This is a genomic window from Brachybacterium zhongshanense (genome assembly GCF_055385755.1).
In genome coordinates, this window is record NZ_AP043790.1 from 2,549,972 (window position 1) to 2,575,651 (window position 25,680).

Consider the following 25,680-nt stretch of genomic DNA (forward strand, 5'->3'; position numbering starts at 1 on the left):
GGCCTGGAGGCATCACCTGATCTGGAGGCATCACGTGGCCTGGAGGCTGGATTGCTCTTCGGGGCCTCTGTGCTGGCCGCCTCCGAATCGGCCGCGCTGGACAGGGCCAGGCAGGTGTCCATGACCGGTAGCTCAGCAGCACTTGCCCCGTCATATGCAGAGCACCTGCCCCTCAGCTACCGATTCGTGCCAGACCTGCCGATAAGCGCCGGGCCACACCTGCCGATCGGTGCCGGGCCAGACCTACCCGATAAGCGCCGGACCAGACCTACCGATAAGTCCCGGGACCGAAGTCCGTTGCTCTCCTCCCCGGCGCTATGTACCGTCAGCCTCAGCTCCACCCGCCTGCCGAGGGCCACCTGCCGAAGGACAGTCAGCCCGCAGGTCAGGCACAGTGTGCGGAGAGTGCCCGAGAGGCTCGCCCCGGTACCCGTCCTCGGTCGTGGGCGTTCTGCCCGCCCACCGGTGCAGGAGGTCGACTGGCCATGACACAGACGATGGACGACGATCCGATCCCGGAATCGCGAGCGGCCCTGGATCGGCTCCGTGACCGGGTCGCGGGGCAGGTCGTGGTCCCCGGGCACCCGGACTACGAGTCGGCGCGGGCGGTGTGGAACGGGCGGGAGGACCGCTTCCCCTTCATGGTGGTGCGCGCCGCCTCGATCGACGACGTCGCGCCTGTGCTCGAGGCGGTGCGGGAGACCGGCCTGCCGCTCGCGGTGCGCGGCGGCGGACACTCGGTGGCGGGGCTCGGAACCGTCGACGACGGGATCGTGCTCGACCTCGGCGCCCTGCGCGAGGTGACCGTCGATCCGACGACGCAGCAGGTCACGGCGGCGCCCGGGGCCCGCGTCGGCGACGTCGACACGGCGACCGCACCCCATCGTCTCGCCGTCCCGCTGGGCACCGTCCCGACCCCCGGCATCGCCGGGATGACGCTCGGCGGCGGGGTGGGCTGGCTGTCGCGGCGGGCGGGGCTGAGCCTGGACCGGCTCGAGAGCGCGGAGGTGATCACCGCGGACGGCCGACGTGTGGTCGCGAGCGCGGACGAGCACCCGGACCTGTTCTGGGCGCTGCGCGGAGGGGGCGGGAACTTCGGTGTGGTCACCTCGCTCACCTATCGGGCGGTGCCGATGCCGGAGACCGTGCTCGGGGCGAGCCTGTACTACCGGTCGGCGCGGTGGCGACGCGCGCTCGGTGCCTTCGAGCGCTGGAGCCGCGATCTGCCCGATGAGCTCGCCGCCATCGTCTCGATCTCGTCACCGCCGGTCGAGGACGGGCTGGGCGATGCCCCATGGCTCGCGATCCACAGCGTCTGGATCGACGACGACCGCGCCCAGGGCGAGCAGCTGATCGGGAGGCTGCGCCGCGCGGTGCCCCCGGACCGGGAGCTGATCGGACCGGTGAGCTGGGAGGCCTGGCAGGGTGCGCGCAGCGAGGCGATGCCGTCCGGGACGCGCGGACTGTGGCGCAGCGCCAGCTTCCGTCTGCTGGACGAGGAGGTGCTGGACGAGCTCACCGCGGTCGGCGAGGTGCTGCCCGGGCGCGGATCGAGTCTGGAGCTGCACCTGCTCGGCGGGGTGTTCGCCCGCGTGCCGGAGGGGTCGACCGCATTCCCCCACCGCACCGGTCGGGTCATGGTCTCGATCCATCTCGCCTGGCAGGACCCCCGTGAGGACGCCCGGTTCCTCGCCTTCGCCGAGCAGGCCGGGGCGGCGCTCGCCCGGCTGCGCGAGCGCGGCGAGTACGTCAACTTCCGCTCGATCGAGCCGACTCGGCCCGTGCCTGAGGTGACCCGCGGGTCGTACGGCGAGAAGACCTACCGGCGCCTGCAGCAGGTCAAGCGGATCTACGACCCCGGGAACATGTTCCGTCGGAACCTCAACGTGGCGCCGTAGGTGATGGGGAGTCGCACCGATCACGAGAGTAGTCCGCCGTTCCTCGACCACGTACCATCGTCAGAAAGCGGCTCCGTCATCACCGAGAGTGCGCAATTCGGGTAGCGCGACGTGCTCACGATGCTCCATAACGCTCAGTGGAGTGCCGAACTCCCCAAGTTCCATCGGCTCCCCGATGTGAATCACCCGCTTCGGCGCCGACCGGAAGAGTACGGACTCGGCACAGTCACGCCGTCCGGCCGTCACCGCCACATCTCGTTCGGAGTTGGCCGCCGTCGTCGGCTCCGGCTCTCGCCGAGCCTTGCGGTCGGGCTGCGGCGATTGTGCTCCGCTGCTCTCGGTGCCCGCGTCTCCCTGAGGCGCACGTGAGTCGCCCACACCATCGGGACCATCCCCACCGTCGCCGGAATCCGGACCGCCGCCGTCATCCGGACCGCCGCCGTCACCGTCCGAAGACCTGAAGCACGGCACCTTCAGTCCGTACCTGAAAGCGCCCTGACCGGCCCCATAGAATCCCGCCCCAAGGAAATCTCCGAAGGAGCCAAACATGTTGATCAAATCAGCATGCGTGCGCGGACTCCTCGGGACCACACGGATAGGAACTTTGAGATGCCCTGGAACCGGCGGATCGGCCAGCCTTGCCCACGGAAAGAGGAGCCGCCGGTAGTACTGAAGATCAATCTTATCTGCAGGCCCTTTCAATCCACGCATTACCCCATCCATCAAATACGATGACATAGCATAACACCCACCATTCACACCCAGGCGAACGCCCAGCGATGGCGACTGATAGACCAGATGGATAGGGTTGGCCATATCCAGGATAGATCGCGCCAGAAGAATGTCCACCTGACGCTTTTTAGCCTTTCCAACGAGATGGTCGAGGGATGACGCGACGACGCGGTTTCCACTGCCCACCGTTGCCTTTTTGGCCTGGATGCTGAAACCTATGACCGCATCGTCCAGGTTTAACCAGATCCGTAAATCGGCTCCATTCTGGGACTCCTGATAATGATTGTAGGTTTCAATGTCGAACGGTTCCCGACAGTTATTCAAATTCTCCAGAATCTCGAGCACCATCATCTCGGTGAGCGTCTCCTCGCCGAGCACTGTTCCAGCCTGTTCGGCCCGGCGCAGCCTCTTCGAGGTCTCGAGGGACGCTTTGCTCAGCACTCGTCGGAGGTTCGAGAGAGCAAGAGGGTCCATGGACTCATCCTCGAGGAGTCAGAGGCATGCATCAAGTCCGATCGACCGACTGTCGACGACGCTCTCCGTCACCCGCTCGCGAGCCGCAGCCCCCTCCAGCGGTTCACCGCGGCGTGGACCTCGAGCGGCCGCGGCCGCGCCAGGTGGCCCGGATGGCCGTGGTGGGGTGAGAGCGTATCGAGCCCGGCCGCGTCGATCCGCTCGAACAGGGCCCGGACGGCGTCGGTGAGCGGGAGCGGCCCTGCCTGCCCCGTCTGCTCCGCCTGCCCTGCCTGCCCCACCTGCTCCGTCTGCCCAGGCCGCCCCGCGTGCTCGGCGAGGCGATCCAGAGTGTGGGCGATGGCCTGGGTCTGCGCGGCATCGACCAGCTGGGAGACCGCGGAGAGGTCGAGGTGCTCGCGCCCGAGGCGGATCGTGTCGCGGCCGCGCGCTGAGGCGGGCTTGCGGGACCCCGTCGGCCGCAGGGAGCCGGGGTCCGGGATGCGGGCGCGCGGTGATGCGAAGACCGGCGCGGCCGACGACGGCGAGGGGCGGTCGTCGAGTGCTGAAGGCCCGTCCGCGAGCGCACTGGGCCCGTCGGCGAGCGCGCGGGCCTGGGCGGTGACGTCCCGGGGGCGGTAGGAGTCGAGGGCGATGACGTGGTCGGCGACGTCGAAGAAGGCCCCGGAGCCGCCGGCGACGAGCACGGTGGAGACCCCGCGCTCGTCCAGCAGCGGGCGGACCCGCTCGACGAACGGGGTGATCGGCTCGCGCTCGGCGGGGATCAGGGCACGCATCCGCTCGTCGCGGATCATGAAGTTCGTGGCGGAGGTGTCCTCGTCGATCAGCAGCGCCGAAGCGCCGGCGTCGACCGCTTCGACGAGGGAGGCGGCCTGGGAGGTCGAGCCCGAGGCGTTCGCGGTGGTGAAGCATGTGGTGCCGACGCCGGAGGGCAGGCCGCTGATGAACGGCGAGATGTCGACGCCGGTCACGGCGCGGCCGTCCTCAGCGCGCACCGCGGCGACGTCAGCCCGCGTGACCACCCATTCGCGGCCGTCGCCCTCGCGGTGGGCGAAGACGCCCCGCTCGATCGCGCGCAGCAGGGTGGACTTGCCGTGGTAGCCGCCGCCGACGATCACGGTCACCCCGTCGGGCACTCCCATCCCGGTCACGCTCCGGCCGCTGGGCAGGTCGATCGTGACGCGCAGCGAGGCGGGGCTCTCGAAGGGGACGGCCCCCTCGAGCAGCGGCAGGTCGGAGTCCCCGGAGCGGCGCGGCAGGATCGCGCCGTCGCCGACGAACGCCACCAGTCCCCGTGCGGCGAGCTGGTCGCGCAGCGCCTCCTGGTCGCGGTGGAGGACGACGTGGGCGCGCAGCACCTCGGCGTCGTGGCGGTCATGGAACAGGACGGCCTCCGCGATCCGCGGCAGGTCCTCGGTGAGCAGGCGCGCGGCCCGTCGGCCCTGGATGCGTCTGCCGGTGGCGGGCAGCTCGGCGGCCAGACGCGCTTCGATCCGGTCCGCGGTGACCGCGATGGTGGTGCGCTCGAGCACCTCCTGCCCCGGGGTGCCGACGTCGATCCGCTCCCCGCTGCGCGCGGCGGCCTCGGCGAGCGCCCGGGCCAGGAAGTCGGTGGTCGCGACGCGTCCGCGATGGTCGGCCAGGAGCTCCTCGGGGAAGCCCGCCGCATCCCGGTCCACGATCAGGCGGAGCAGGGAGGGCGGCGCGAAGGGATCCGCCTGCACGTGGTCGATCACCAGACGGCACGACCCCAGGCCGTAGCTGCCCTTCAGCTGCTTGTAGGAGCCGTAGCCGCGACCGTCGAGCGAGGAGAGGAGACGGGTGAGGGCGGCGGCGTCGGCAGCGGTGGCGTCGGGAGCAGTGGAGTCGGGGGCGGTGGCGTCGGGGGCGGTGGAGTCGGGAGTCATCGCCCGGCCCATGCTAGGAGCTGGGAGCGCGGATGTCAGAGGCAGGCGGGGTGGAGCGCAAGCCCGAAGCTCCGCGCGGCGGTGGCGAGCTCGCGATCGAAGGTCGCCATCTCGGTCACCGTGCCGGCGTACAGGAGCGCGGTGGACAGATGCAGCGCATCCATCGCGCACAGCCCCGATCCCAGTGCCAGGGCGTGGTCGACGACGTCGTCGTCGATGGCGTCGAGGTCCACCCGGCGGACGATGGCGTCGACGTCCTCGTGCGATCCGCCGCGACGATCCACGGTCGCGTGGAGCTCGACCTCGAGAAGCCGGGAGGAGAGCAGTCCGGCGCCCTGCGCGAACAGCGATTCCACCGCCGCCGCCTCGGGCTCCCTGCTGAGCAGCTTGTACGCGGCGGAGGTGTCGAGGTATATCACCGGCCCTCCCCGCGCATGTCCTCGAGCATCTGCTCGGTGGTCCAATCCCGGATCGGCGTGCTGATCAGGGGCACTCCGCTCTCTGCTGCCGGGCGCAGGGCACCGGACGCGAGCCGGCGGGAGCGATGGTCGGACTCGATCGGTGAGAGCCGGGCGATGGGCCGCCCCCGGTCCGTGACGGTGAGCTCCTCCCCCGCCTGGACGCGCGCGAGCACACGGGCCGTCTGCTGGTTCAACTCGGTGCGGGTCACAGTGGCCATGGGACCACCCTAGCCACTGGTACTAGTTCTAGTACAGGAGAAAGTGGACAGCGGGCCGGTTCATCTGCCTCGGCGCCGACGGAACCGTCGCTCTCGTCAGTCCACGTGCTGTCGACGGATGAAGTCATCCATGTGCGGCACGGTGAACTGCAGGACGCCTCGTTCAGGAGCGAAGATGAGACCCTTCTTGAGGAGCGCGTCCCTCGACACGCTGAGATCACTGGGGCGTCGCTTTCCGAGTCGCACCACGAGCTCCGAGACCTGACTCGGACCACGGTCCTGCGCCATAGCCCGCATCAGCTCCTTCTGCGCCGGCGTGACCCGATCCCATCGGGAGTGGAAGAGACTCTCATCGAGCAGGGCCGTGCCGTTCGCGATGGCGACCTCGGCGTCGGCGAGAGTGATGCGATCGGGCCCCGCTGCGGTCTTCCATGCCTGGTCGCCGAAGATCTGGATGAAGTACGGGTAGCCGTCGGCGACGTCGACGAGCCTCTGGAGCGCAGGCTCTTCGAACTCGACGCCCTCCTCGCGCGCCGGTTCCGCGAGTGCGGCTCGCGCATCTGCGTCGATCAGCTCGCCGATCCGCACGTACGTGAAGCGCTCGGCATAGGACCGCACCTCAGCGAGCCTTCCAGGCACGTTCGGCAGCCCGGCGCCGTACAGCTGGAAGGGCCATCCATTCTGACTGGCCCTGTGGCGCACGGAGATCAGCGCGCTGAGCGTCGCGGCATCGAGATCCTGGATCTCATCGACGAAGACGCCAAGTCCGATCCCCGTCTCGTCCAACGCGGGTGCGAGGGACCTCACGAGCTCCTCGACGTCGATCGTCGCGTCCCCCGAATCTGCGACACCGGGACTCGGTTCGATATCGACGCCGAGGTTCACACCGGCCACCCCGAGGCCGATGCTGAACGACCTCACCGCTCCGAGCGCTCTCCGCCACGCGACCGTCCACCCGGAGGGTGGTGAGACGGAGCGGATCGAACTCATCAGTCCACGAGCCAACCGCTGACGGGCGAGCAGCTGCTCCCCCTTGTCCTGCTTCCCTTCGACCTCGACGGTCACCCACCCCGCCCGATCGGCCTGACGCTGCAGCTCCTTGAGCAGCACGGTCCTTCCCACCCCACGGAGACCGTAGAAGATCGGCGCCTCTGCCGGTCGTCCTCGCGCTGTGCGCGCAATGACGACTTCACCCATCTCGAGCTGCTCCTGCCGGCCGACGAGAGCCGGGGGAGGCGTACCGGCCCCGGGTGTGTACGGGTTGCTGGCGAGCTCCATCTCTCAGCCTCTCTATCGCTGTATAAGAGTTTCTGTTATACAGCGATAGAGAGTCGTACTCAAGACCTCGGAAGCCGCATGAGCTCTCCGGTCGGGGGCATCGGACAGCACGGGTCGGCACCCCCTCACCAGATGACGGAGTTCTCCACAGCCACAGCGCGCCGCTCGGACACGTCCTCCCCTGTCCCCCTCACCTGCGATGATCGAGCGATCACCATCCCTGCCCGGAGAGGATCCTCGTGGGACTTCTCGATCGCCTGCGCGGCCACGCCTCGGCGCCGTCCGCAACGTCGCCGTCCGCGACTCCGCCGCCCGCCCCGTCGGGCGCTCCAACGGCCGCCGCATCAGACGGCCTGTCGGACGCCCCGTCGGCCGCCCAGTCGGAAGCTCCGTCGGAAGCTCCGGCGAGCACCCTGTCGGGCACCCCGCGCTTCGCGGTGATCGACGTGGAGACGACGGGCCTGGATCCGGAGCGCGAGCGGATCATCGAGCTCGCGATCCTGCGGGCCGACGAGCAGGGACGCCCGATCGACCAGTGGGTCTCGCGCTTCCACCCGGACGGCCCCGTGCGCGCCACGCACATCCACGGGATCACCGATGCGGATGTCGCGGGTGCGCCGCGCTTCGCGGATCTCGCCGTCTGGATCGGCACGGCGCTGCAGGGCCTGGTCGTCGTCGCGCACAACGCCGAGTTCGACCTCGCGTTCCTGCAGGCGGAGTTCACGCGAGCCTCGCTGCCGATGCCGCAGGTGAGCAGCTACTGCACCCTGCAGGGCAGCACGGTGTACCTCCCGCAGCTGCGTCGGCGCACGCTTGCCGCATGCTGCGCGGCGCTCGGGGTCACGCATCAGCGGGCGCACTCCGCGCTCGGGGACGCCCATGCGGCGGCGGCTCTGCTCGAGCGGTACCTCGCGCTGGACCGGCAGACGGGATACGACGCCCCGCTCACCGCCTCGCGGGCGCTGCGCGGAGGCAGCGGCGGGCCCGCTCCGTCGGTCGCGCCATCTCCGGCTGCCCCGTCAGCGCCGCCCGTCCCGTCGGTCGCGCCATCTCCGGCTGCCCCGTCAGCATCACCGATCCCGTCAGCCGACATCGCGGCGCCGGCGGAGCGGCCGACGGCGGAGGTCGACCTCTCCCCCACCGCGATCCGCGCCTGGGCGCGGAAGCAGGGCATCCCCGTCGGCGACCGCGGGCGGCTCAAGGCCGAGCTCGTCGCGCAGTACCGGACGGCGATGGGACTTCCGCCAGCAGCCGGGACGACGTCGCGCGACGCCTCGGGTGCGGCGCGGACGGAGACGGCGCGGACGGAGACGGGGCGGACGGAGACGGGCGACACGCCGGGCGCGGCGTCGTCGGCCCCGAGCCGCCTGACGATCACCGACGAGTTCCGGACGGCGCTCGACCATCTCCATGCCGGCCACCACCTGTTCCTCACCGGCAAGGCCGGAACCGGCAAGTCGACGCTGATCAGGCACTACCTGGAGAGCACCGAGCGCAGCACGATCACGGTCGCGCCCACCGGGATCGCGGCGCTGAACGTCGACGGGTACACGATCCACCGCCTGTTCTCCTTCCCGCTCGGCGTGACGGAACCGCTGGTGCGCAGCGACGACTACTATCCGCGCCGCTTCGCGAAGGCGCTGAAGAAGCTGGACACGCTGATCATCGACGAGGCGTCGATGGTGCGGGCGGACCTGTTCGATGCGCTGACCGCCGCACTGGAGCGATTCGGTCCGAAGCCGGGCACACCCTTCGGCGGGGTGCAGCTGGTGCTCGTCGGAGATCTGTACCAGCTGCCGCCCGTGGTCACCGATGCGGAGGCGGGCTGGATCGAGGAGCATTTCGGCACGCCGTTCTTCTTCTCCGCCCGCTCCTTCGATCAGGAGACGTTCCCGGTGGTCGAGCTGTCGACCGTGTTCCGGCAGCAGGGCGACGACCGTCTGGTGAACCTGCTGAACGCGGTGCGGGAGGGGGCCCTGCTCGAGGAGGCGTGCGCCGAGCTGAACCAGCGGACCGATCCGGACTTCGAGCCGGCGCTCGACGAGTTCTGGCTGACGCTCGCCACCACCAACCGGATCGTCGGCGCGAGGAACCGGCAGATGCTCGAGCGCCTCCCCGATCCGGTGCGGACCTTCACCGCACGGATCACCGGGGACACCGACGGGTTCGAGAAGCCGACCGACGAGTCGCTGCACATCGCCGTCGGCGCGCAGATCATGCTGCTGAACAACGACCCGGCGGACCGCTGGGTCAACGGCACCCTCGGCCGGATCATCGCGATCGCCGACGGTGACAGCGGAGCCGACGACGACGGAGGCGACGACGGGCCGGTCGTGACCGTGCAGCTGCGCGACGGCCGCACCGAGCAGGTGCGGGAGCACACCTGGGAGATCACCCGGCCCAGCGTCGAGGGCGGGGCGCTGGTGCATGAGGTCATCGGCACGTTCACTCAGCTGCCGATGAAGCTGGCCTGGGCGATCACGATCCACAAGTCGCAGGGGCAGACCCTGGACCGGGTGGTCGTCGACCTCACCGGCGGCACCTTCGCCAACGGTCAGCTGTATGTGGCGCTGTCGCGGTGCACGAGCCCCGAGGGGCTGGTCCTGAAGCGGGACGTGCTCCCTCGCGACCTGAAGGCCGACGTGCGGGTGCGCCGCTATCTCGCGACCGGCGCCGCGGGGACCGAGACGCTCGGCGAGGCGTACCTGTCGGTGATCACGGTGGGCACGACCGGGGACAGGTGGCGTCCGCGCCCGGTGGAGATCGCGGTGGTCACCGACGAGGGCGATGAGGCGACCACCGTCATCAACCCGACCTCCGACCTGTTCACCGCGGGCGCCGATTATCGCCTCACCGCGCGGGACGTGCAGCTGGCACCGCTGCTCACCGAGGCCTGGCCGGCGCTCGGATCGATGCTCGCCGGCCGCGTGCCGGTGGGCGTGAACGTGGATCGGCAGCTCGCGCACGTCGACTTCGAGCTCAAGCGCAACGGGATCGTCGAACCGATCCCCCTGGGCCTCGACCTGCCCGGCGGGATGCTGAGCGCCGACGAGCTCACCCGGCTGACCGCGCCCACCGCCCTCGAACGGGCACGGGCCGTCCGCGATGCCGTGCAGCGGGTGCGCCGCGCCGGTGCCGAGCTGCCGGGCACGGGCCTGCCGTTCCCCCAGCTGGTGCGCGGGCACGGCTATCTGCTCGCCCGCACCACCGGGCCTGCGGGGACGGCGGATCCGACGGGCTTCGTGGTCGGCGGGAACCTCGGCGCCGAGGACGACTCGGCGGAGGTGCTGGCCGGTCTGCTGCGCGGTGCGTGGGCGCGGGTGCTGCAGCCCGACGAGACCGTCGTCGAGCGCATGCGCACGGTCGAGCAGCACTTCGGGGTGAGCATCCTGCCCGAGGATCTCGCCGTGGGCGGGCCGGTCGATCCTGCGGCGGTGCTGGTGCCCGGGGCACGGATCTGCTTCTCCGGCTCGGTGGTCTCCCCCGCGCACGGCGCCCTCAGCAAGGACGAGCTGCACCGCATGGCCGAGGGCCGCGGGCTTGTCGCCGTCCCGACCCTCACCAAGACCCGCACGGACGTGCTGGTCGTGGCCGAGGCCGGGTCGCAGTCCACGAAGGCGAAGAACGCCGCGAAGTGGGAGAAGCCGGTGCTGACGGCGGCGGAGTTCCTGGCGTGGGTGGGGTGATGGTGCGCTCGTCGACCGCTGACACTCCCTGTATGTCAGTTATGGACTCCACGTCAGTTATTAGCTGACGTGGAGTCCGTATGCTGCACGCCGTCCCCCATCTGACCGCGGTCGATGCCGGAGCCGATCCCTATCGGCTCGCGAGCCGCGGGGAGGAGATCCCTGTCAGCCCCGCGGCAGAGTGACCAGCTGCAGCTAGATCCTCCCGGCGCGGTACAGCCCGAGCAGCAGCTCCTGGAACTCGGGCGTGTACTCGATGGCGGTGTACGAGGTGCCGTCCTTCGTCGTCCGCTCGACCTCGAGGACGCCGAGGAGGGCTGCCAGGCGCGTCGGCCGCCAGCTCCCGGCCTCGCCCTCGAGGATCCCCGCCTCCGCGAGACGCGGGTTCAGAGCGGACGCCTTCAGCGAGGCGTCGTCCTCGGGGATCGCCCCGGTCTCCCGCCAGCGCTTGAGCACCACGGACAGCGTCCCCTGGACCGCGGGCACGGCGTCAGGCGGCGCGGCGCCCTCCGCTGGAATCTCCGTCGAAGCCTCTCCCGTCGGGGCCTCCGCTGGCTCCTCCCCCGTCGGCGCCTCTGCGGGCTCCTCCACCGTCGGCACCTCGTGCGTCGGCTCCGCTTCCGCCGCCACCACCGTCGGCGCCTCGTCGGTCGGCGTCTCGGCGGCGAGGGACGGCTCAGCGGGTGCCGGCGCGCTGAGGGGCTGTGCGGTGATGCGCTGCGCGCGGCGGGCCATGACCTCGAAGACCGGGCCGGTGCCCCAGCGGTCGGGAGCGGCGAGCACGACGAAGAGGTCCTTCGCGCGGGAGACGGCGACGTTCATGAGCTCCGGGGTGCTGTCGATGAAGCCGGATGCTCCGCTGTTCGTGCCGTAGACGGCGGAGAACAGCACGACGGGTCGTTCGGCGCCCTGCAGACGGTGCGCGGTCCCGACCGTGATCAGCCCGGCGAGGTCCGTCGGCAGCTCCGCGGAGGCCGGGGCGTCGCGGGCGGCCCGGCGGATCTCCCGCGTGATCACAGCGGCCTGGGCGGCGAAGGGGGTGACCACACCGATCAGGTCCTTCGGGGCGACCCGCTTCGCCGGATCCTCGACCCGGTGGTGGTAGGTCGCCAGCAGCTCGGTGACGTTCTCGACGATCCAGGTGGCGATCGCTCTGGCCTCGGCCTGGTTGACGCGGCTGGAGCCCTGGCGCTCGTCCTGCGAGTCGGGCACGTCGATCCAGGCGAAGGCGGGGATCCGGCCGTGCAGGCGCGAGGAGTCCGCCGGGCGCATCGGCTGCAGCTGGCCGTCGTACAGCAGGTCGTTGCAGAAGCCGATGATCTCCGGATGGCAGCGGAAGTGCTCGCGCAGCAGCAGACCGGGCTGGTCCTCGCCGGGTCTGTCCTCCCCGAAGCTCCAGCGGGAGGCATGGCTCGCCGCGCGCATGAGGCTCGAGGGGGCGGAGCAGGTCAGGCCCCGCTCCTGCAGATCGTCCTCCCAGGCCTCGGGGGTGATGCCTTCGGCGAGTGCGATCTCGCGGTCGGTCTCGTCGTCGATCGACCAGACGGGGGCGAGCTGCTGCTCGTCGCCGACGACGAGGGCGCGCTGCGCGAGACCCAGCAGCGGCAGCGCGATGGGGGTGTCGACCTGGCCTGCCTCGTCGACGATGAGCAGGTCGATGCGGCCCATGTCGGGCCGCTTCCGTCCGCGGCCCAGGTGGTTCTGGAAGTACTTGGGCAGCTGGTAGACCGTCATCACGAAGCACGGGGTGAGGGCCGCGGCCTGCCGCCAGTAGCGGTCGTTGATCTCCTGCGTGCTCCTCCAGCGCTCCTTCTCGGGGTCCAGGAAGTCGTCGTCCTGGAGACCGGTCCACACCCATTGCGCCTCGAAGCAGTGCACGGCGAGCCAGAACTCCGCATAGCGGAGGGTCACGTCGAGCGCCCTGTCGAGCTCGGCGAGGCTCGTGCACTCCTTCAGGTCCCCGATCTTCGCGAGATCGCGCAGATGGGGAGAGGACTCCGCCTCCCGGCACAGCCGCAGGAAGGCCGACGACGGGGCGGGAGCGCCCGCGGAGTCCCCGACGCCTGTGGAGTCCTGCGCGCCCGCGGAGTCCTGCGCGCCCGCGGAGTCCTGGGCGGCCATGGCCTGCAGGAGGGCGATGCGGAGGTCGTCGACCTCGGTGAGGGCCTCACGGATCCGCTCCTGGACGCGGGCCGGCTCGTCGATGCTCCCGAAGTGGGCGTGCATGCGGCGCAGGAAGTGGTCGCGGGCACCGTCGAGATAGTCGTCGGCGCTGTAGTCCGTGTAGGCCTCGCTACGGTCCGCCTGCTCGACGAGATGCTTCCTCCTCTCCGCGGCGAGCTTCTGCGTGGAGGGGCAGTAGACCGCGAGCGACCGCAGCGGCTCAGCGTCTGCCGTGCTGCCCGCCGCCCCGCCGTCGGCTGCCGTGGCATCGTCGGCCGCCGCGGCATCGTCGGCCGACCCGCCGTCGGCCCCGCTGCTGCCGACGGCCTGGGGCAGCCAGCGCAGGTCGAGGGTCCCGGGCTGCGCCTTCGCGACGGAGGCGAAGGACGTGATGATGTTGGTGACCGCCTGATTGTTGGTCGAGGTGCCGACGATCACCGGGGCGTCCTGGCCGGCCAGGGCGCGGCGGGTGATCTCGGTGGCGACGATCGCCTGGAGCATGGTGGTCTTCCCGGTCCCGGGCGGTCCGCTGACCGCGGTGACCGTGTCCGGCCCGTCGGCCAGGAAGCCGTGGACCGCACGGCGCTGGGACGGCGTCAGCGGATGCTCATCGCTCATGGAGCCGCAGGCCAGACGGGCGGAGTCCAGCAGAGCGCGACCCGCGTCGATCCCCTCCTCGGGGCTGCGCGGTCCTCGATGTCCGGCGACCGTCCGCTCGATCAGCGGGCCGGGCGAGGGCTCCTTCCGGAGGCTCTCGTAGAGGTCGACGAGCACTCTCGCGGGGAAGATCCGCTCATGCTCCTGGACGTAGCAGAAGGTGTGCTCGACGGTCCGTCCGGCCTGCTCATGGGCCTCGGCGAACGCGGTCGTGCTGGTGCCGGCGACGCGGCGGAACAGCGTCTGCGCGAGGGCGATCGCCCCGGCCATGCCCTCGCACCGGGAGATCTCGGAGGCGAGCTCGGTGCGCACATACCGCCAGAAGTCCTTCAGCGCGCCCGCCGTGATCTCCTCCTCGGAGAGGCCTGGCGCCGTCAGACGGTTCGCGGGGATCCAGGGGGCGGTGAGGTTCTCGAGGTCCGGTTCGAGGCGCCCGTCCCGGTGCAGGGCGGCGGGCAGCAGGAGGATCCCGTGGTGCTTCTCCCCGCGGCCCTCCGGCACCGAGAGCAGCGAGACGACCACGGGGATCGTAGAGTCCTTCTCCTTCTCCCCCGCCGTCCCGCCGCGCGACCCACCGCGGGACTGGCGGTCGTGATGCGCGAACAGGTCCTTCGCGTGATCCTCGGCGAGCGCACCGGTGGCGAGCTGCTCACGATCGGTCGCGACGAACGGTGCACCACCGCCGAAGGTCACCTCCTCCAGCTGCCCGCGGCGCAGCACCTGCGCGAAGTACTCCATGACCGTGCTCGTGCTCGTGCTTGCCCTCGTGCTGGCCCTCGTGCCGGTGCTGGTGCTCATCTCGCCGGGCCCCTCCCTCTCGATGCTCGATGCTCGCGGCCCGCCTGCACGTCCCCGCGCTTCCTCGCCTCGCCGATCCAGTGCCTCAGCGCCACAGCGCCTCGATGCGATCCTACGGGCGCCGGGCGACGGCGCCCCGGCGACCGGGGCGGCCGCCGGCCTCGGCGAGCAGCGCGGACCATCGGCGGCCGCTGCGACGCTGGAGCGTGGCCATGGTGGGGCGACCGTTCGCGCTCGCCCAGACCCGGTAGCGCTCGGTGGTCGGGGCGGGAACCGAAGAGGCGAACATGCCTCTGCGCCCGCGTCGACAGCCTCATGACCACCTGCATCCAGCCTCTTCCGGTCACACCCCGAGGAGCCGGTTCCTCCTCTGAGGGCCCTTCGTCCAGTGCTCTTCGATCTGCTGCACGAAGTCGGGTCGCACGAGCTTCGCCCGTGCCGGCGAGGAACCTGGCCCCACCGCACGGAGGACGACACCTTCCATCGTCTCCCGACCGAAGCCGCTCCGTGCCTCTGTGAGGTCGATCAGCTCTTCGAGGGTGAATCTGCCTTCGGCGATCAGCGGGGTCGTGGCGAGCCCCAGTTCTGCCGCCAGCTCATCGCGCATTGCGGCGGGCCAGAACTCGCCGGTGTCGCGATCGAAGACGTCGAAGGCGAGGAACCAGTCGGGCAGGCAGTCATACCGGACGCTGTGCGTGATCGCCATCCATTCCCCGAACAGCACCAGCTGCGTCCCCAGAGCCTCGTCGATCCGTGCTGCCCGCGGCTTGACCCAGGATTCGAGGCCCTGGAAATGGCGTCCGCCCAGCTCGATGTAGCTTCCTCGCGATTGGAAGAGCAGCCCGTCCCCGTTGCTGGAGATCCCCAGGTTCTGCCCATCGACCTTCTCCTCCACGCGCAGCGTCCGGTCCAGCAGCTGTGCCCGCTCCTCTGCGCTGAGCACCTTGTCGGCACGGACATCGAGTCCTCGCGGGGCCACGAGGTATGGAGTGGAGGGGAAGCGGAAGAACGTCGTCACGGGGCTTCCTGTCCGAACTTTCTCCGGTACGCCTCTCGGATCGCTCCTTCGTGGACGAAGTGCACCTCGACGCCATGGCGCGCGAGGACCTCGGTCCAGTTGAGCCATTTCGTATCCGTGGCCTGCACGATCGGCACGCCCGTGAGCTTGGCGACGGCGACGAACTTCCGATCGGAGGGATCGATCTCCGCGTCGTCGCCGGCAAGAGCATCGTAACGATGCTCGATCTCCGGATCCGCGCCGAGATCGGGTCGCAGCTCCTCGTCCCACGACCAGCACGCGTCATGCACGTACCGGGCGAACAGGTCCGCGAGATCCGCCTGGCCGCCCCGTGTCATCTGATGGAAGTACTCGGCGACGATCTCGCCGCCGGCATCGACCGGGACGGGAATCCGGTTCTCGAGGATCTCCATGATGATGTCCTGGCACGCCTCGACGAGCTCCGGCGGATGCTCATCCTCGAACTTCAGGACCAGCGGGACATTGGTGTCCACGACCCGGATCACGGCTGCTCCCGTGCCGCTCGCCGGCGGTCGCGCGCGGCGCGGGTCTGTGCGATCAGGTCGCCCGACTGGTCGCCGAAGAAGTCCTGCGGCCAGTTCCGCACGTCCCCGTACTCATCGACCTGCAGCGGTTCGATGCTCGACCCGTTCCTCCCCGGGCTGACGAAGAAGCAGGCGACGTCACTCGGGTCGACCGTCCCCTCTGCGATCCTCCGCAGCAGCCGGCGGAGGAGGTGCTCGGAATGGGATTCGATGATCATCTGGGTCCGACGGGGCTGTCCGTACTCCCGCGAGCTGATCGCCTCGATGAACAGGTCGGCGAGGCCCGCCTGGACAGCGGGATGGAGATGGATCTCCGGCTGCTCCATGATCACGGTTGATCCCGGCTCCGCGTAGAAGCTCTCCACGACGACAGGGAGCACCTGGGATACTCCGAAGCCGACGTCGGTGAGCAGGACCTCCGGACCGCTCCTCGTCGTCCGCACCCGGACCTCGTACTCATCGCGTCCGGCGCCGATGGGGGTCACCGAGAAGTCCTCGATCACCCCCAGCTGCTTGAGCCACCTCGCGACCACTGCCTGCAGGCCTTGGTAGCGCATATTGGGTCCACGGCTGATCCGTCGGCCCTGCCCGGCGAGGAGGGCCTCGACGGTCCGCTCTCCGCGCCACCCGACGTCGCCGACCTCCTCCCCGGACCAGCGATAGAGCCTGTTCGGCTTCTGGCGCAGCGGACCGAGGTAGTTGAGCATCGAGAGCTGCTCCTCGAGTGCGAGGGTCAGGTCCGAGGTGAACTCGACGCTCTGATACCTGGCCGTCACGTCGTCGGGGAACGCGTGGAAGTGTCCCGGCGCCGAGACGGGCCACTTCCTCCCCAGCGTCTTGACGAGATCGATGGTGTCCGCCTCCAGCGAGTAGTCATCGCTCCCAGCACGCGTGCTGCGCACGGCAAGCTGGGAGATCCCGCCTTCGCTCAGACGGTAGCCGTACTCGTGGACGTTCAGCCGGGGCGGAGTCTCGTCGGTCGCCCTGATCGTCGCGTCGAAGGTGAGATCGTGCCCGCTGAACGTGCGTTCCTCCCGGGGGTACTCGAGGTCGAGGACGCCACGACGTCTCCATCCGAGCTCGAACTCGAGAGCCGAGTCCGTATCCCCATCATGCACCAGCTGGGAGTAGCTGCCGAGATCCACCGGGGTCCCGGTGTCGCCCGTGTGGAGGACCCGTCGCCTGTCCGAGGACTCTGCTGTCTGCCGCAGCAGCATCAAGAACTGGTGCAGGCTGGACTTCCCTGACGAGTTGGCCCCGAACAGGATCGTCAAGGGGGCGAGCGCGATGTCGCCCGTGTCCCGCCATGCCTTGAAGTTCTTGATCCGCAGGTTCGTCAGCATGCTCTCCACCTCAGAGTCGACAGTTGGTGCCCACAGTAGCTGTGCTGGAGGAGGCTCTGCTCGTCGGATGCTGATCGCTGTTCACGACCTGCTATCGCGCTGCCGGATCGCCAACACCGCGCTCAGAGAGCTGGCTGCTCTCCGCGTCCTCGAGTTCAGAGCAGCTCGGCCCCGTCGATGAGGTAGGCCGGCACCGTCGTGCTGCCGCCGATCTGGGTGTCGTAGCTGAGGCTTCCGCCGATGGTGATCCAGAGCTTGACCTCGTCGTCGGCGACGAAGGGGTCCAGGACCGGGCAGTCGGACTCTCCGTCACCCGCGAAGCCGACGGAGTTGTGCTCGTAGTCGTACCAGTCGTCCTGCGGGGCGTCGGAGATCGAGATCCTCACGAAGCACTTGCCCGTCGCCGCATCCAGCTGGGTGATCCTGCCGTAGACGATCACCTGGCGTCCGATGTGGTCATCGGGCGCCTTGACGATCTGCGCGAGGGTGCGCTCGTCGATCTCCTCGTAGGTGCTGAGGTCCGGTGCCGCCGTCTCCTCCGGAGTGGGCTCCTCGCTTGGCTCGTCGGTGGGCTCGTCGGCGGGTTCTTCGGTGGGCTCGTCGGCGGGTTCGTCCGACGACGACGCCTCATCCGCGGAGGCGTCCTCCCCGGTCTGCGCATCGGACTCCTCGGTCTGCGTCGCGGAGCCGGCGTCGGCTCCCGCCCCCTGGCCGGCGGGGTCCTCGCCTCGCGCGACGCGGCCCGACGCGCCGGGCACGACGCCCGCAGATCAAGACCGGCTGCTGCTGCCACCGCAGCCGGCTGCCCGCCCGCGCCGCTGACCACCATCGGTAGGTGAGGAGCATTTGCCCCGCATATATCGAGGCACGTGCCGCTCATCTGCCGATCATGGACAGGACCGGCACCCCGGCGATCGGAGAGAGCTCGAGGGGCTCATTCGATCCGCCGCTTCCGCACGACTCTGCCCGCACAAGCCAGTAGGCTCTGTCACCGGTGGGTGGAATGGGGAGCAGTCCCCAACGGAAAGGGGCAGACGATGGACGCGCGATCACGCCGACCGCAAGGGCACCGCAGGCACAGCAGGGGGCCCGCCCTGCTCGCAGCCGTGGGGAGCCTCCTGCTGAGCGGCTGCACGCTTCTGGGCGCCGCGGATGATCCGACGACCCAGCCGGCCGACCCTCTCGAGGGCACGCTCCTCCCCGAGGGGACCGTCGAGGTCGACGTGGCCGCCGGGGAGAGCGTGCAGGTCGCCCTCCCCGAGGGCTCTCTCGGCGTAGGAGATTTCTGGGGCGTGGCCTCGGTGTCGGACCCCGCCGTCGCGGAGGCAGACATCGCCATCGGGGAGGATGTGGTCGGCGTCGAACCGGCCGACGACGAGAGCCCCGAGCCCGTCGGCGGCACCCAGCAGTTCGCCGTCGAGATCGAAGGGCTCGAACCGGGCACCACCACCGTGCGCGTCCTCTACTGCACGCGCGTCCACGAGGTCACCGAGGACTGCGACCAGACGCAGGGCACGCTCGATGCGCCCGTCGAGCCGGTCGAGATCGAAGTGCGGGTGGAGTGAGCTGAGCGGGGCGGGGCGGCAGCCTCGAGGTCAGGTTCCCCGTCCGCGCTGGCCCTACGCGGGACTCTCCTCCGAGGACGATTCCTTGCCGGAAATGTCGCCTGCAGCCCGGGCATCCTCCTCCTGCTCGATGAGGAACGCGGTGACGATCTCGTCATGGAGCGAGGCGATCCGCTTCTTCGCGACCTTGCGGTGCTTCCTGGTCGCGGCAGGGGTGTCGAGGAGCGCGATCGCATGTTCGCAGTCCGCCAGCTGCTTCTCCCATGCGGTCGCGCGCCTGTGCTCAGCGTCGTCATCGGCGGAGTCCTTCAGGTAGCTGACCTGGTCACGCAGCGCATCGACCGTCGCACGCATCGCGGAAGCCGTGCCGCCCCGGTTCTTCAGCAGCCTCTCGAGCTGGCCCTGCACCTTGGCGAAGAGCTCGGGATTCTCGCTGAGCTTGCGGAACGCGGCCACCGCAAGCGGGCTGAGCGCGGACACGAGTCCGATCACCGTCCCCAGCTTCGACTCCCCGCCCACGGGCTTCGCCGGGGAGCTCGCGCCGGCACCCCGGCTGGTCTTCTTGGTCGCCATGAGGGTCCTCCCAGGTCAGGGCCGGGTCAAAGAGGTTCAGCATACGGCCCGACGGCGTTCTCCGAGAGGAGTACGGGTGAGGAGCTCAGTGGTCCGCCCCGGCGGGGGCGCACGGCGAGTCACCGAGCGCATTGAGCCCATGCGACATCGAGGCCTTCCCGAGACGAGTCCATGGCGCTCTGGTGGATGTTGGTGCCCATCGAGGGCCGTCCGGCGTCTCCCGGACACCGGAGAACGCCGGGTGGCCCACTCGCCGCTCGCCGTTCGCCACTAACGAGTGACCTTCAGTGCCGGACCTCCAGGGTGAACCGGAATCCGTCTGCCCGCGAACGTGCTGCTGATGCCGGGGTCGGAGGTGTCCACCGTGAAGGAGACCGCGTCGAACCACGGGCAGTCCGCGACCGCCTCGATGCGGCCGGCGAGCGTGACGAAACCTGCGATGGAAGCGACGAACGGTGCGCCGATCCACTCTTCGGCGTCTCGGAGGAACCACCATCGGGTAGCGGCGTCATATCGCTCCTGATCGGTGAAGACACGATGGAACCCCAGGTAGGGTCGCTGGGCTTGGTCCTCAGGCAAGACGCTCCGGGTCCCGGGCCCGAGGCGGACATTGATGTACTTCCCGGGAGCGCCTTCGACTGGCGGAACGCCCGCCAGCAGTTCGAGGCCCCGCCGAGGCATGAGCAGTCGGGATCCGGAGCGGATGACCCACGGGCCGGCACCCGAAGAGCCGGCGCCTCGCTCCGGGGAGGGTTCATCATCGGCGGTCGCAAGATCGCCCGCGAGCTCAGAGACCATCAACTGCGTGGCCAGCGACTGCGTCAGGCCAAGCCGCTCCGAGACCGTTCGCGCCGGGACCCACTCGTCCGGAAGCGAGACTGCGAGCGGTCGCTCCGCAAAAGTCGTCAGGTCCGTATCGAACACCGAGCGCACTGCCATCATCACCACCCCCTGCCGCAGCTGCAGGGCGTCAGGCTCGCCGTCGCGCATCCTATGTTAGCTTTTGTGTACATAGGTGGGGAGCGGTGCTCGATCGGCCGCACAGGAAGCGTCTCTCGATCCCGAACCTGGGGCAGCATCTGAGCGGAAGCGGGAACCCTCATGTCGCACTACTCCTCGTCCGCACGCACCCCAGGTCTCATCCTGGGCGGCGTGGTCCTCCTCGGCGTGACCGCCGCGCTCAGTCTTCCATTCCCGCTGCTCGGCGGCATCCTGCTCACTCCCGCTCTCCTGGCTGCAGCGGTCACCGGCTATCTGAACCGACCCTCGTCGCACATCATCGCCGTCGCCGCATCGATGGCGGCTCTCCTGATCGCTCTGCTGTCGATCATTCTGATCTTCGCCCAGCCGAGTGGCGACCTCGTCGTCCTCTCCGTACTCCACACGTTCTACGGGTTCTTCTGCGCCATCTGCGCTCTCATCGGCACAACGAAGCTCCGGCTGGGCCGGAAGCAGCATATGAAGGCCGACAACGGCACTCCCCCGGACCTGCGCACGGATCTCACGCGAGTCGGTGCCGCCGCGGTCCAGGGTGATCGTCACGCCGTCGCGGCATGGGAGACGTACCAGCGATTGTCCGAGCCACGACGACGCCGCGCCGCAGCTCGGGCAGAGCGCAGGGAACGACGCCGCGAAGAATACAGAGAGCGGCTACGACTGCTCGAAGCGGAGAAGCGCGCTCGCGAGTCGGATGAGATCCACAAGGCACAGCTCCGTCAGGCCCGGGAGTACAACTCCAGATTCTGGTTCTGACCCTTCGGTCCGACCAAGACCCGACATCTGACGAGCTCCTCACCGCTCGCACTTCTCACCGATAACCATCGACCACCACCGCCCGAAACAGGAGCTCATCCCATGGCCCAACTCATGACCAGCGACCAGATGATCGCCATCGCCGAGGGAATCGGCATCCACCTGGAAGACGCGCCGACCAATGCCGCGAATCTGTACGCCTGGACGGACCCCGACCAGCACGTCCTGTACGTGGGCAAGGCTTCGTCGAAGAGGCGACACGACGAGGAGATGCGCTGGAAGAGTCTCGACCACACGAGCGAGATCGTCAGCGGGTTCGTAGCACTGCTGGCCGAGAACGACGCACGGCAACACCCCTTGCGATATGACCCTTCCACATTCGATCCGGCACCGCTCACACAGCATGTGGCGGCGGAAGGATGGAACGGCAAGGCCATTGACACCGTCCTCGAACGCTGCCGACGCCAGGACGGCGCTCCGACCGTCGAAGAGGTCGAACAGATCCTCGTGCGCCTGCATGTCCGTACCGGTCGACTCATCGGGAACTCCCAGTACGCCTCGCAATGGGAGACTCCTATCGGCTCCTTCACCGACACGGTCGCCGTTCTCGCTGCCGACGCCGCCCGGTCCGCAGGGATCCTGCCGGCGCGGACCGTCGTCGCCACCCAGGGAATCGACGCCTCCGAGTCTGACGGCGCTCCCGACTCACAGCCGACGCCGTAAGGAAGGCTGGCGGATCGGGAAACGCGAAGCTCTGGGAACGCCACACCAAGACGGTGCAGCGAGGTCAGCTCCCGGCAGGAGCATCGAGCCAGTCGAAGAGCTTCCTGCGTGCGGACACGTAGTAGGGCGGGTGCCCACCGGCGCCGACGAACTCGTCCCACAGTCGTTCTGCCTGTGCCGTCGTGAGCACGTCCCGCCTGTATGCCATGCGGAGGAGCTTCCACGTGCCGGCGCACGGGACCGGCGCCGCCCACTTCGTCGCATCACCGTCGTCGGTCACGAACACGGCGCGCAGCCCGCGCTTCTGGATGATGGTGATCGTCTCGGCTTCTCCGAGATGCTCGTCGGGGTGGTCGCCCGGCTTGGCCATCTGGATCCTCAGCTGGCGCAGTGCCGCGTGCTCACCGCCTTCGGCGGAGATCGGCTGCGGCAGCATCTCGCTCGCGGCCCTCTCCAGCCCGGGGAGACAGAGCTCCTTCTCCTTCCGACGGCACTCGGCGCGAATCGAGGCGGTCCACTGCACATTCGGACCGAGCAGGTTCCCCAGAGCCGGGATCAGACTTGGCCGGTGGAAGTTCACCAGTACGGACGTGTCGTGGAAGAACAGCAGTGGAGCATCTGTCATCGGGACGCGCTCACCCGAGCAGTGCGTCGAGGTCGGCATCCTCGATCTCCGGGCGACTCTCCGGCTCATCGACCTCGAGGGAGGCCGAGGGGACGCCGAGCATCCACCCGAGGGTCCCCTTGCCGACCTTCCCGGCGGCGATGCGCTCCAGGTGCGCTTCCTTGAGCCAGGCCGGGAACCGGCGTTCGCCCGCGTCCGTCATACGCTGAGTGATGGGATCGCCGATCCTCGCTCCTGTCCAGTGACGTCGCAGCAGCTTCTGGGTCGTCCACGTGAGCGCCTCGGCGACCTCGTCCGAAGGCTCGAGGGCGAGCTTGCTCAGGCGCCGACTCAGGGCATCGGTCGAGACTCCCCAGGACCACACGAGCTCCCCGAGCTCGGCGAGCTCTAGTGCCCCCCAGGAGATGTCCCGCAGACGCGCCTCCGGCAGCAGAAGCTCAGCGGCGAAGGCGTTGGCCGCCGCCTCCTCGGGCACCACCTTGTCCTCGACGGTGAGGACGCCTTCGTGTCCGAGCGCGAGGTGCCCGAGCTCATGGGCGAGTGACCAGTTCTCGCGGAACCAGTTCCCGGTCGCCTTGAGCACGATGATCGGGCGCGCCTCGACGGTGAACGAGTAGTCGTTCGCCACCTCGTCGAGTCGCACCACGTCCAACTCGATCGCGGCAAGATGCTCGATGAAGTCGCGGACGAAGTCCGGATGCAGGAGGTTGCGGACCTCCTCGACGCCCGACGGCAGGGAAGGCGTGGCCGGGGGTTCGCCCGCTTGGGCGTAGGCGAGCTGGATGTCCTCGAGCACCGCGCGGTCACCATCGGCACCTTCGACGCGCCGCTGCCTGGTGTCATGGTCAAAGGCGTGGCGTGCGGAGACGACCAGGCGGTGCGGGTCGGGCTCGCCGGTGATCAGCTCGTGCACGTCGGCGTCGAGCACACGCGCAATCTCCGCGATCTCGAGAGCGGCGAATCCTCGATGCCCGCTCAGCGCGCGCGAGAGCGCGTCGGGGGTCATCCCGACGCGCTGCGCGAGCTGGTTCTGCCGCAGAGAGGCCGCCTGCATCGCGGCGCGGACACGGTCTCCGATGGTGGTCATGCGTCAACCGTACGAGGAAGTTGGGATAATCCCAAGAGGTGTGTCGGTGGTGCCACTTCCCGTGAGGTGAGCCCAGCCTCGATATCCCATGGGGTGGGCCTCACCAGTGAGGTTGCCACACTCGGACCGTGAATCGGCCCGGGTTCTCTGCCGCTACTTTGTGGGTGCGGGCTCTCTGGCGAGGGCCTCGTTGTGCAGCGTCTCGAACTCTATCGGGGTGAGCATCCCGAGGGAGCCGTGGAGGCGCCGGTTGTTGTACCAGTCGACCCAGCCGGCGGTCGCGAACTCGACGTCCGCGAGGGTCCGGTAGGGGCCGGCGTGGAAGACGGTGGTGCGGATGCACTCGGTCTTGAACAGGCCATTGACCGTCTCCATCAGGGCGTTGTCATAGGCGTCGCCTACGGTCCCGATCGACGCAGCGATGCCCTCGAGAGCGAGATGCTCTGTCAGGCGGATGGCGGTGTACTGAGACCCAGCGTCGCTGTGATGGATCAAGTCCCCTGGTGAAACTGGGTTTCCTTCCCTCTCGCGTTGCCACAGAGCGATGCGCAGCGGGGTCATGACCAGGTCGACCTGCTTCGAGGTGGAGGCGTGCCAGCCGACGACCCGCTGGGCGAACACGTCCACGACGAACGCGACGTAGACGAACCCCGCCCAGGTGCGGACGTAGGTGAAGTCGGTGACCCAGACCCGGTTCGGAGCAGGGGCGGTGAAATCACGATTCAGCAGGTCACCGGCCCGCTTCCCGTCCGGGCCAGGGATCGTGGTGCGGATCTTCTTCACCCGCCTGACGCCCTCGAGGCCGAGGGTCCGCATCGCCCGGTCCACCGCCCCGCGGGACGTGCCGGCCAGGCCTTCCTGGCGGCGGAGCAGCGCGACCCACTTCCTGCGTCCGTAGAGTCCCTCGGGCGTCATCTGGACCTGCCCGGTGGCGGGGTTGATGGTCCAGGCGAGGTCGCGGATCTTGTCCTCGACCAGGGCGTCGGTGACGGTGCGGGCAGCGATGCTGGCCGGACTCTTCCAGGACCGGTAGGTGCGTGCAGCGATCTTCAGGCCCTGCTGACGCAGAACGCGGAGGATCGACTCGACTGCATAGCCCTCGGCTCTCATCTCGTCGATGAACGCGCAGATCATCGGCTTCGGGGGTCGAGCTCCCCCGCGAAGAAAATCGAAGCCCGACGAAGGATCTCATTGTCCTCCCGCAGCCGCTTGTTCTCAGCCTTCAGTCGCTTGACCTCGGCAGACTCCTCGCTCGTGACACCGGGGCGGGTCCCGTCGTCGACCTCGGCCTGCGCGAGCCAGCGCCGCACGGACTCGCGCGAGACGCCTTCCTGGCGAGCCACTGCGGTGACGGCAGCGGTCAGGGTGGGGTACTCCTGGAGGTGCTCCCTGACGAGCCGCACGCACCTCGCGCGCAGCTGGGGATCAATCTTCTTCGGCATGCTGTCCATCCTTCCGGACTCAAACAGCAGCGGCATCAAACCTGGACCGATTCACTACAAGTACGTCAGCCGGGATTGGGTGGCCGGCGCGGTGCAAGTTATTGATCGAGCCCAGGAGCTTCGCCCATTATTCACGGTGGTGGAGCAGGTCGGCTCAACTGCCAACATCGAGTTGCTACGCACTCGACCGCTGGCAGTTCTCCTCGACCACTCCGGATCGGACCGTCTACGCATATTCCATGCTCTGGCGCGCTGGACGGTTGACAAGCCCGAGAACCATGACCGTCATCGTCACGACAAGTACCATTTGCATCCGCTGGACGGCCGCGGCGCACATCTGGGCTACAAGCTGCTGTTCGACCCTCTACGTGGCCAGTCCTGGCTTTCGTGGGAGTTGCATGGAAAAGGGAGAACGGATTGGGGAGATCCCGAGCATCAGGTGCTCGGTCGCCACCACAGTGAACGACTGCATAAGAGTTCGCTATATGCGGTTAGGGGGTCCGTAATCGCGCCGAAGGGTGCGCGTTTCAGTGAGTGGGCTTCGTTGTTTGAGGAGGTTGGGAAGACTGGCCGAGTGGCTGCCCCGCAAGTGCTGGTACCAACCGCGTGGCCAAAAACCCACAAGGAGGCTGGGCGGGTTCGTTAACACCGTTTTCTGCGTTCACCTCAGACAAGTCGGGTGTGTGTGCTCTCAAGCTTCAATGTCATGGTCTCTGTCCTGACCTGCATCGTGCG

At 68.9% G+C, this 25,680-nt stretch carries 22 protein-coding genes; 6 read left to right on the forward strand and 16 right to left on the reverse strand.

Going from position 1 to position 25,680, the window contains the following annotated elements; all coding sequences use genetic code 11:
• Positions 1-485 precede the first annotated feature (485 nt).
• Entirely contained in the window at positions 486-1,898 is a 1,413-nt protein-coding gene (locus ACZ5AJ_RS11470; protein ID WP_464134610.1) for an FAD-binding oxidoreductase, read from the forward strand.
• Between the two features lie 60 nt (positions 1,899-1,958).
• Here the strand turns inward: ACZ5AJ_RS11470 and ACZ5AJ_RS11475 are convergent, their stop codons facing one another.
• The 5 genes from ACZ5AJ_RS11475 to ACZ5AJ_RS11495 form a co-directional block, all read right to left on the reverse strand.
• Positions 1,959-3,104, reverse strand: coding sequence for a hypothetical protein (locus ACZ5AJ_RS11475; RefSeq protein WP_464134614.1), 1,146 nt, complete (start codon positions 3,102-3,104; stop codon positions 1,959-1,961).
• 68 nt (positions 3,105-3,172) lie between these two features.
• Positions 3,173-5,011 (reverse strand): ABC-ATPase domain-containing protein, encoded by a 1,839-nt coding sequence (locus ACZ5AJ_RS11480; RefSeq protein WP_464134616.1) that lies wholly within the window; start codon positions 5,009-5,011, stop codon positions 3,173-3,175.
• 35 nt (positions 5,012-5,046) lie between these two features.
• Positions 5,047-5,430: a type II toxin-antitoxin system VapC family toxin gene (locus ACZ5AJ_RS11485; RefSeq protein WP_464134619.1), complete on the reverse strand. Its 384-nt coding sequence runs from the start codon at positions 5,428-5,430 to the stop codon at positions 5,047-5,049.
• Positions 5,427-5,690 (reverse strand): type II toxin-antitoxin system Phd/YefM family antitoxin, encoded by a 264-nt coding sequence (locus tag ACZ5AJ_RS11490; RefSeq protein WP_464134623.1) that lies wholly within the window; start codon positions 5,688-5,690, stop codon positions 5,427-5,429. Before ACZ5AJ_RS11490 ends, ACZ5AJ_RS11485 begins: the two co-directional genes overlap by 4 nt.
• 96 nt (positions 5,691-5,786) lie before the next feature.
• On the reverse strand, positions 5,787-6,887 hold the full coding sequence (locus ACZ5AJ_RS11495; RefSeq protein ID WP_464134627.1) for an ATP-binding protein: 1,101 nt from the start codon (positions 6,885-6,887) through the stop codon (positions 5,787-5,789).
• Positions 6,888-7,405: 518 nt separating this feature from the next.
• Here ACZ5AJ_RS11495 and ACZ5AJ_RS11500 point away from each other — a divergent pair.
• Complete coding sequence (locus ACZ5AJ_RS11500; protein WP_464134632.1) at positions 7,406-10,654, forward strand: exonuclease domain-containing protein; 3,249 nt, start codon at positions 7,406-7,408, stop codon at positions 10,652-10,654.
• Between the two features lie 195 nt (positions 10,655-10,849).
• Here the strand turns inward: ACZ5AJ_RS11500 and ACZ5AJ_RS11505 are convergent, their stop codons facing one another.
• The 6 genes from ACZ5AJ_RS11505 to ACZ5AJ_RS11530 form a co-directional block, all read right to left on the reverse strand.
• Positions 10,850-14,272: a DEAD/DEAH box helicase gene (locus tag ACZ5AJ_RS11505; protein ID WP_464134637.1), complete on the reverse strand. Its 3,423-nt coding sequence runs from the start codon at positions 14,270-14,272 to the stop codon at positions 10,850-10,852.
• Positions 14,273-14,384: 112 nt separating this feature from the next.
• Positions 14,385-14,561 (reverse strand): hypothetical protein, encoded by a 177-nt coding sequence (locus ACZ5AJ_RS11510; protein ID WP_464134642.1) that lies wholly within the window; start codon positions 14,559-14,561, stop codon positions 14,385-14,387.
• Positions 14,562-14,615: 54 nt separating this feature from the next.
• Complete coding sequence (locus ACZ5AJ_RS11515) at positions 14,616-15,290, reverse strand: RNA ligase family protein (RefSeq protein WP_464134644.1); 675 nt, start codon at positions 15,288-15,290, stop codon at positions 14,616-14,618.
• Positions 15,287-15,796, reverse strand: a complete 510-nt coding sequence (locus ACZ5AJ_RS11520) for a hypothetical protein (protein WP_464134647.1) — start codon at positions 15,794-15,796, stop codon at positions 15,287-15,289. The genes ACZ5AJ_RS11515 and ACZ5AJ_RS11520 overlap by 4 nt, the downstream gene beginning before the upstream one ends.
• The gene (locus ACZ5AJ_RS11525; RefSeq protein ID WP_464134649.1) at positions 15,793-17,178 is read right to left on the reverse strand and encodes an AAA family ATPase; all 1,386 of its coding nucleotides are present in this window, start codon (positions 17,176-17,178) and stop codon (positions 15,793-15,795) included. The genes ACZ5AJ_RS11520 and ACZ5AJ_RS11525 overlap by 4 nt, the downstream gene beginning before the upstream one ends.
• A gap of 155 nt (positions 17,179-17,333) precedes the next feature.
• Positions 17,334-17,936: a hypothetical protein gene (locus tag ACZ5AJ_RS11530; RefSeq protein WP_464134655.1), complete on the reverse strand. Its 603-nt coding sequence runs from the start codon at positions 17,934-17,936 to the stop codon at positions 17,334-17,336.
• A gap of 279 nt (positions 17,937-18,215) precedes the next feature.
• Between ACZ5AJ_RS11530 and ACZ5AJ_RS11535 the strand changes: the two genes are divergently transcribed.
• Positions 18,216-18,743 (forward strand): hypothetical protein, encoded by a 528-nt coding sequence (locus tag ACZ5AJ_RS11535; protein ID WP_464134658.1) that lies wholly within the window; start codon positions 18,216-18,218, stop codon positions 18,741-18,743.
• 54 nt (positions 18,744-18,797) lie between these two features.
• Here ACZ5AJ_RS11535 and ACZ5AJ_RS11540 read toward each other — a convergent pair whose 3' ends face one another.
• Entirely contained in the window at positions 18,798-19,316 is a 519-nt protein-coding gene (locus tag ACZ5AJ_RS11540; protein ID WP_464134661.1) for a hypothetical protein, read from the reverse strand.
• 270 nt (positions 19,317-19,586) lie between these two features.
• Entirely contained in the window at positions 19,587-20,306 is a 720-nt protein-coding gene (locus ACZ5AJ_RS11545; RefSeq protein WP_464134665.1) for a hypothetical protein, read from the reverse strand.
• A 162-nt stretch (positions 20,307-20,468) separates the two neighbouring features.
• On the opposite strand from ACZ5AJ_RS11545, the gene ACZ5AJ_RS11550 reads away from it, so the two are divergent.
• Together ACZ5AJ_RS11550 and ACZ5AJ_RS11555 are read left to right on the forward strand one after the other, a co-directional pair.
• Complete coding sequence (locus tag ACZ5AJ_RS11550; protein WP_464134667.1) at positions 20,469-21,068, forward strand: hypothetical protein; 600 nt, start codon at positions 20,469-20,471, stop codon at positions 21,066-21,068.
• A 102-nt stretch (positions 21,069-21,170) separates the two neighbouring features.
• Entirely contained in the window at positions 21,171-21,791 is a 621-nt protein-coding gene (locus ACZ5AJ_RS11555) for a hypothetical protein (protein ID WP_464134670.1), read from the forward strand.
• 64 nt (positions 21,792-21,855) lie between these two features.
• On the opposite strand, the gene ACZ5AJ_RS11560 is transcribed toward ACZ5AJ_RS11555, so the two are convergent.
• The 3 genes from ACZ5AJ_RS11560 to ACZ5AJ_RS11570 form a co-directional block, all read right to left on the reverse strand.
• On the reverse strand, positions 21,856-22,416 hold the full coding sequence (locus tag ACZ5AJ_RS11560) for a hypothetical protein (protein ID WP_464134674.1): 561 nt from the start codon (positions 22,414-22,416) through the stop codon (positions 21,856-21,858).
• Between the two features lie 10 nt (positions 22,417-22,426).
• Positions 22,427-23,503, reverse strand: a complete 1,077-nt coding sequence (locus ACZ5AJ_RS11565) for a helix-turn-helix domain-containing protein (protein WP_464134677.1) — start codon at positions 23,501-23,503, stop codon at positions 22,427-22,429.
• A 153-nt stretch (positions 23,504-23,656) separates the two neighbouring features.
• Positions 23,657-24,945 (reverse strand): IS3 family transposase gene (locus ACZ5AJ_RS11570; protein ID WP_464134681.1). Its coding sequence is split into 2 segments (ribosomal slippage): positions 23,657-24,672 and positions 24,672-24,945, totalling 1,290 coding nucleotides; the frame shifts between segments, so codons are not numbered across the junction.
• On the opposite strand from ACZ5AJ_RS11570, the gene ACZ5AJ_RS11575 reads away from it, so the two are divergent.
• The gene (locus ACZ5AJ_RS11575; RefSeq protein WP_464134684.1) at positions 24,944-25,591 is read left to right on the forward strand and encodes a hypothetical protein; all 648 of its coding nucleotides are present in this window, start codon (positions 24,944-24,946) and stop codon (positions 25,589-25,591) included. The genes ACZ5AJ_RS11570 and ACZ5AJ_RS11575 overlap by 2 nt on opposite strands.
• The last annotated feature ends 89 nt before the right edge of the window (positions 25,592-25,680 follow it).

What these genes read in the sequence shown, in the direction of transcription:
- ACZ5AJ_RS11470 (WP_464134610.1), top strand. Translation starts at nt 486, where the DNA reads ATGACACAGACGATGGACGACGATCCGATCCCGGAATCGCGAGCGGCC.
- ACZ5AJ_RS11475 (WP_464134614.1), bottom strand. Translation starts at nt 3,104, where the DNA reads ATGGACCCTCTTGCTCTCTCGAACCTCCGACGAGTGCTGAGCAAAGCG.
- ACZ5AJ_RS11480 (WP_464134616.1), bottom strand. Translation starts at nt 5,011, where the DNA reads ATGACTCCCGACTCCACCGCCCCCGACGCCACCGCCCCCGACTCCACT.
- ACZ5AJ_RS11490 (WP_464134623.1), bottom strand. Translation starts at nt 5,690, where the DNA reads ATGGCCACTGTGACCCGCACCGAGTTGAACCAGCAGACGGCCCGTGTG.
- ACZ5AJ_RS11495 (WP_464134627.1), bottom strand. Translation starts at nt 6,887, where the DNA reads ATGGGTGAAGTCGTCATTGCGCGCACAGCGCGAGGACGACCGGCAGAG.
- ACZ5AJ_RS11505 (WP_464134637.1), bottom strand. Translation starts at nt 14,272, where the DNA reads ATGAGCACCAGCACCGGCACGAGGGCCAGCACGAGGGCAAGCACGAGC.
- ACZ5AJ_RS11510 (WP_464134642.1), bottom strand. Translation starts at nt 14,561, where the DNA reads ATGTTCGCCTCTTCGGTTCCCGCCCCGACCACCGAGCGCTACCGGGTC.
- ACZ5AJ_RS11525 (WP_464134649.1), bottom strand. Translation starts at nt 17,178, where the DNA reads ATGCTGACGAACCTGCGGATCAAGAACTTCAAGGCATGGCGGGACACG.
- ACZ5AJ_RS11535 (WP_464134658.1), top strand. Translation starts at nt 18,216, where the DNA reads ATGGACGCGCGATCACGCCGACCGCAAGGGCACCGCAGGCACAGCAGG.
- ACZ5AJ_RS11540 (WP_464134661.1), bottom strand. Translation starts at nt 19,316, where the DNA reads ATGGCGACCAAGAAGACCAGCCGGGGTGCCGGCGCGAGCTCCCCGGCG.
- ACZ5AJ_RS11545 (WP_464134665.1), bottom strand. Translation starts at nt 20,306, where the DNA reads ATGCGCGACGGCGAGCCTGACGCCCTGCAGCTGCGGCAGGGGGTGGTG.
- ACZ5AJ_RS11555 (WP_464134670.1), top strand. Translation starts at nt 21,171, where the DNA reads ATGGCCCAACTCATGACCAGCGACCAGATGATCGCCATCGCCGAGGGA.
- ACZ5AJ_RS11560 (WP_464134674.1), bottom strand. Translation starts at nt 22,416, where the DNA reads ATGACAGATGCTCCACTGCTGTTCTTCCACGACACGTCCGTACTGGTG.
- ACZ5AJ_RS11565 (WP_464134677.1), bottom strand. Translation starts at nt 23,503, where the DNA reads ATGACCACCATCGGAGACCGTGTCCGCGCCGCGATGCAGGCGGCCTCT.
- ACZ5AJ_RS11575 (WP_464134684.1), top strand. Translation starts at nt 24,944, where the DNA reads ATGCTGTCCATCCTTCCGGACTCAAACAGCAGCGGCATCAAACCTGGA.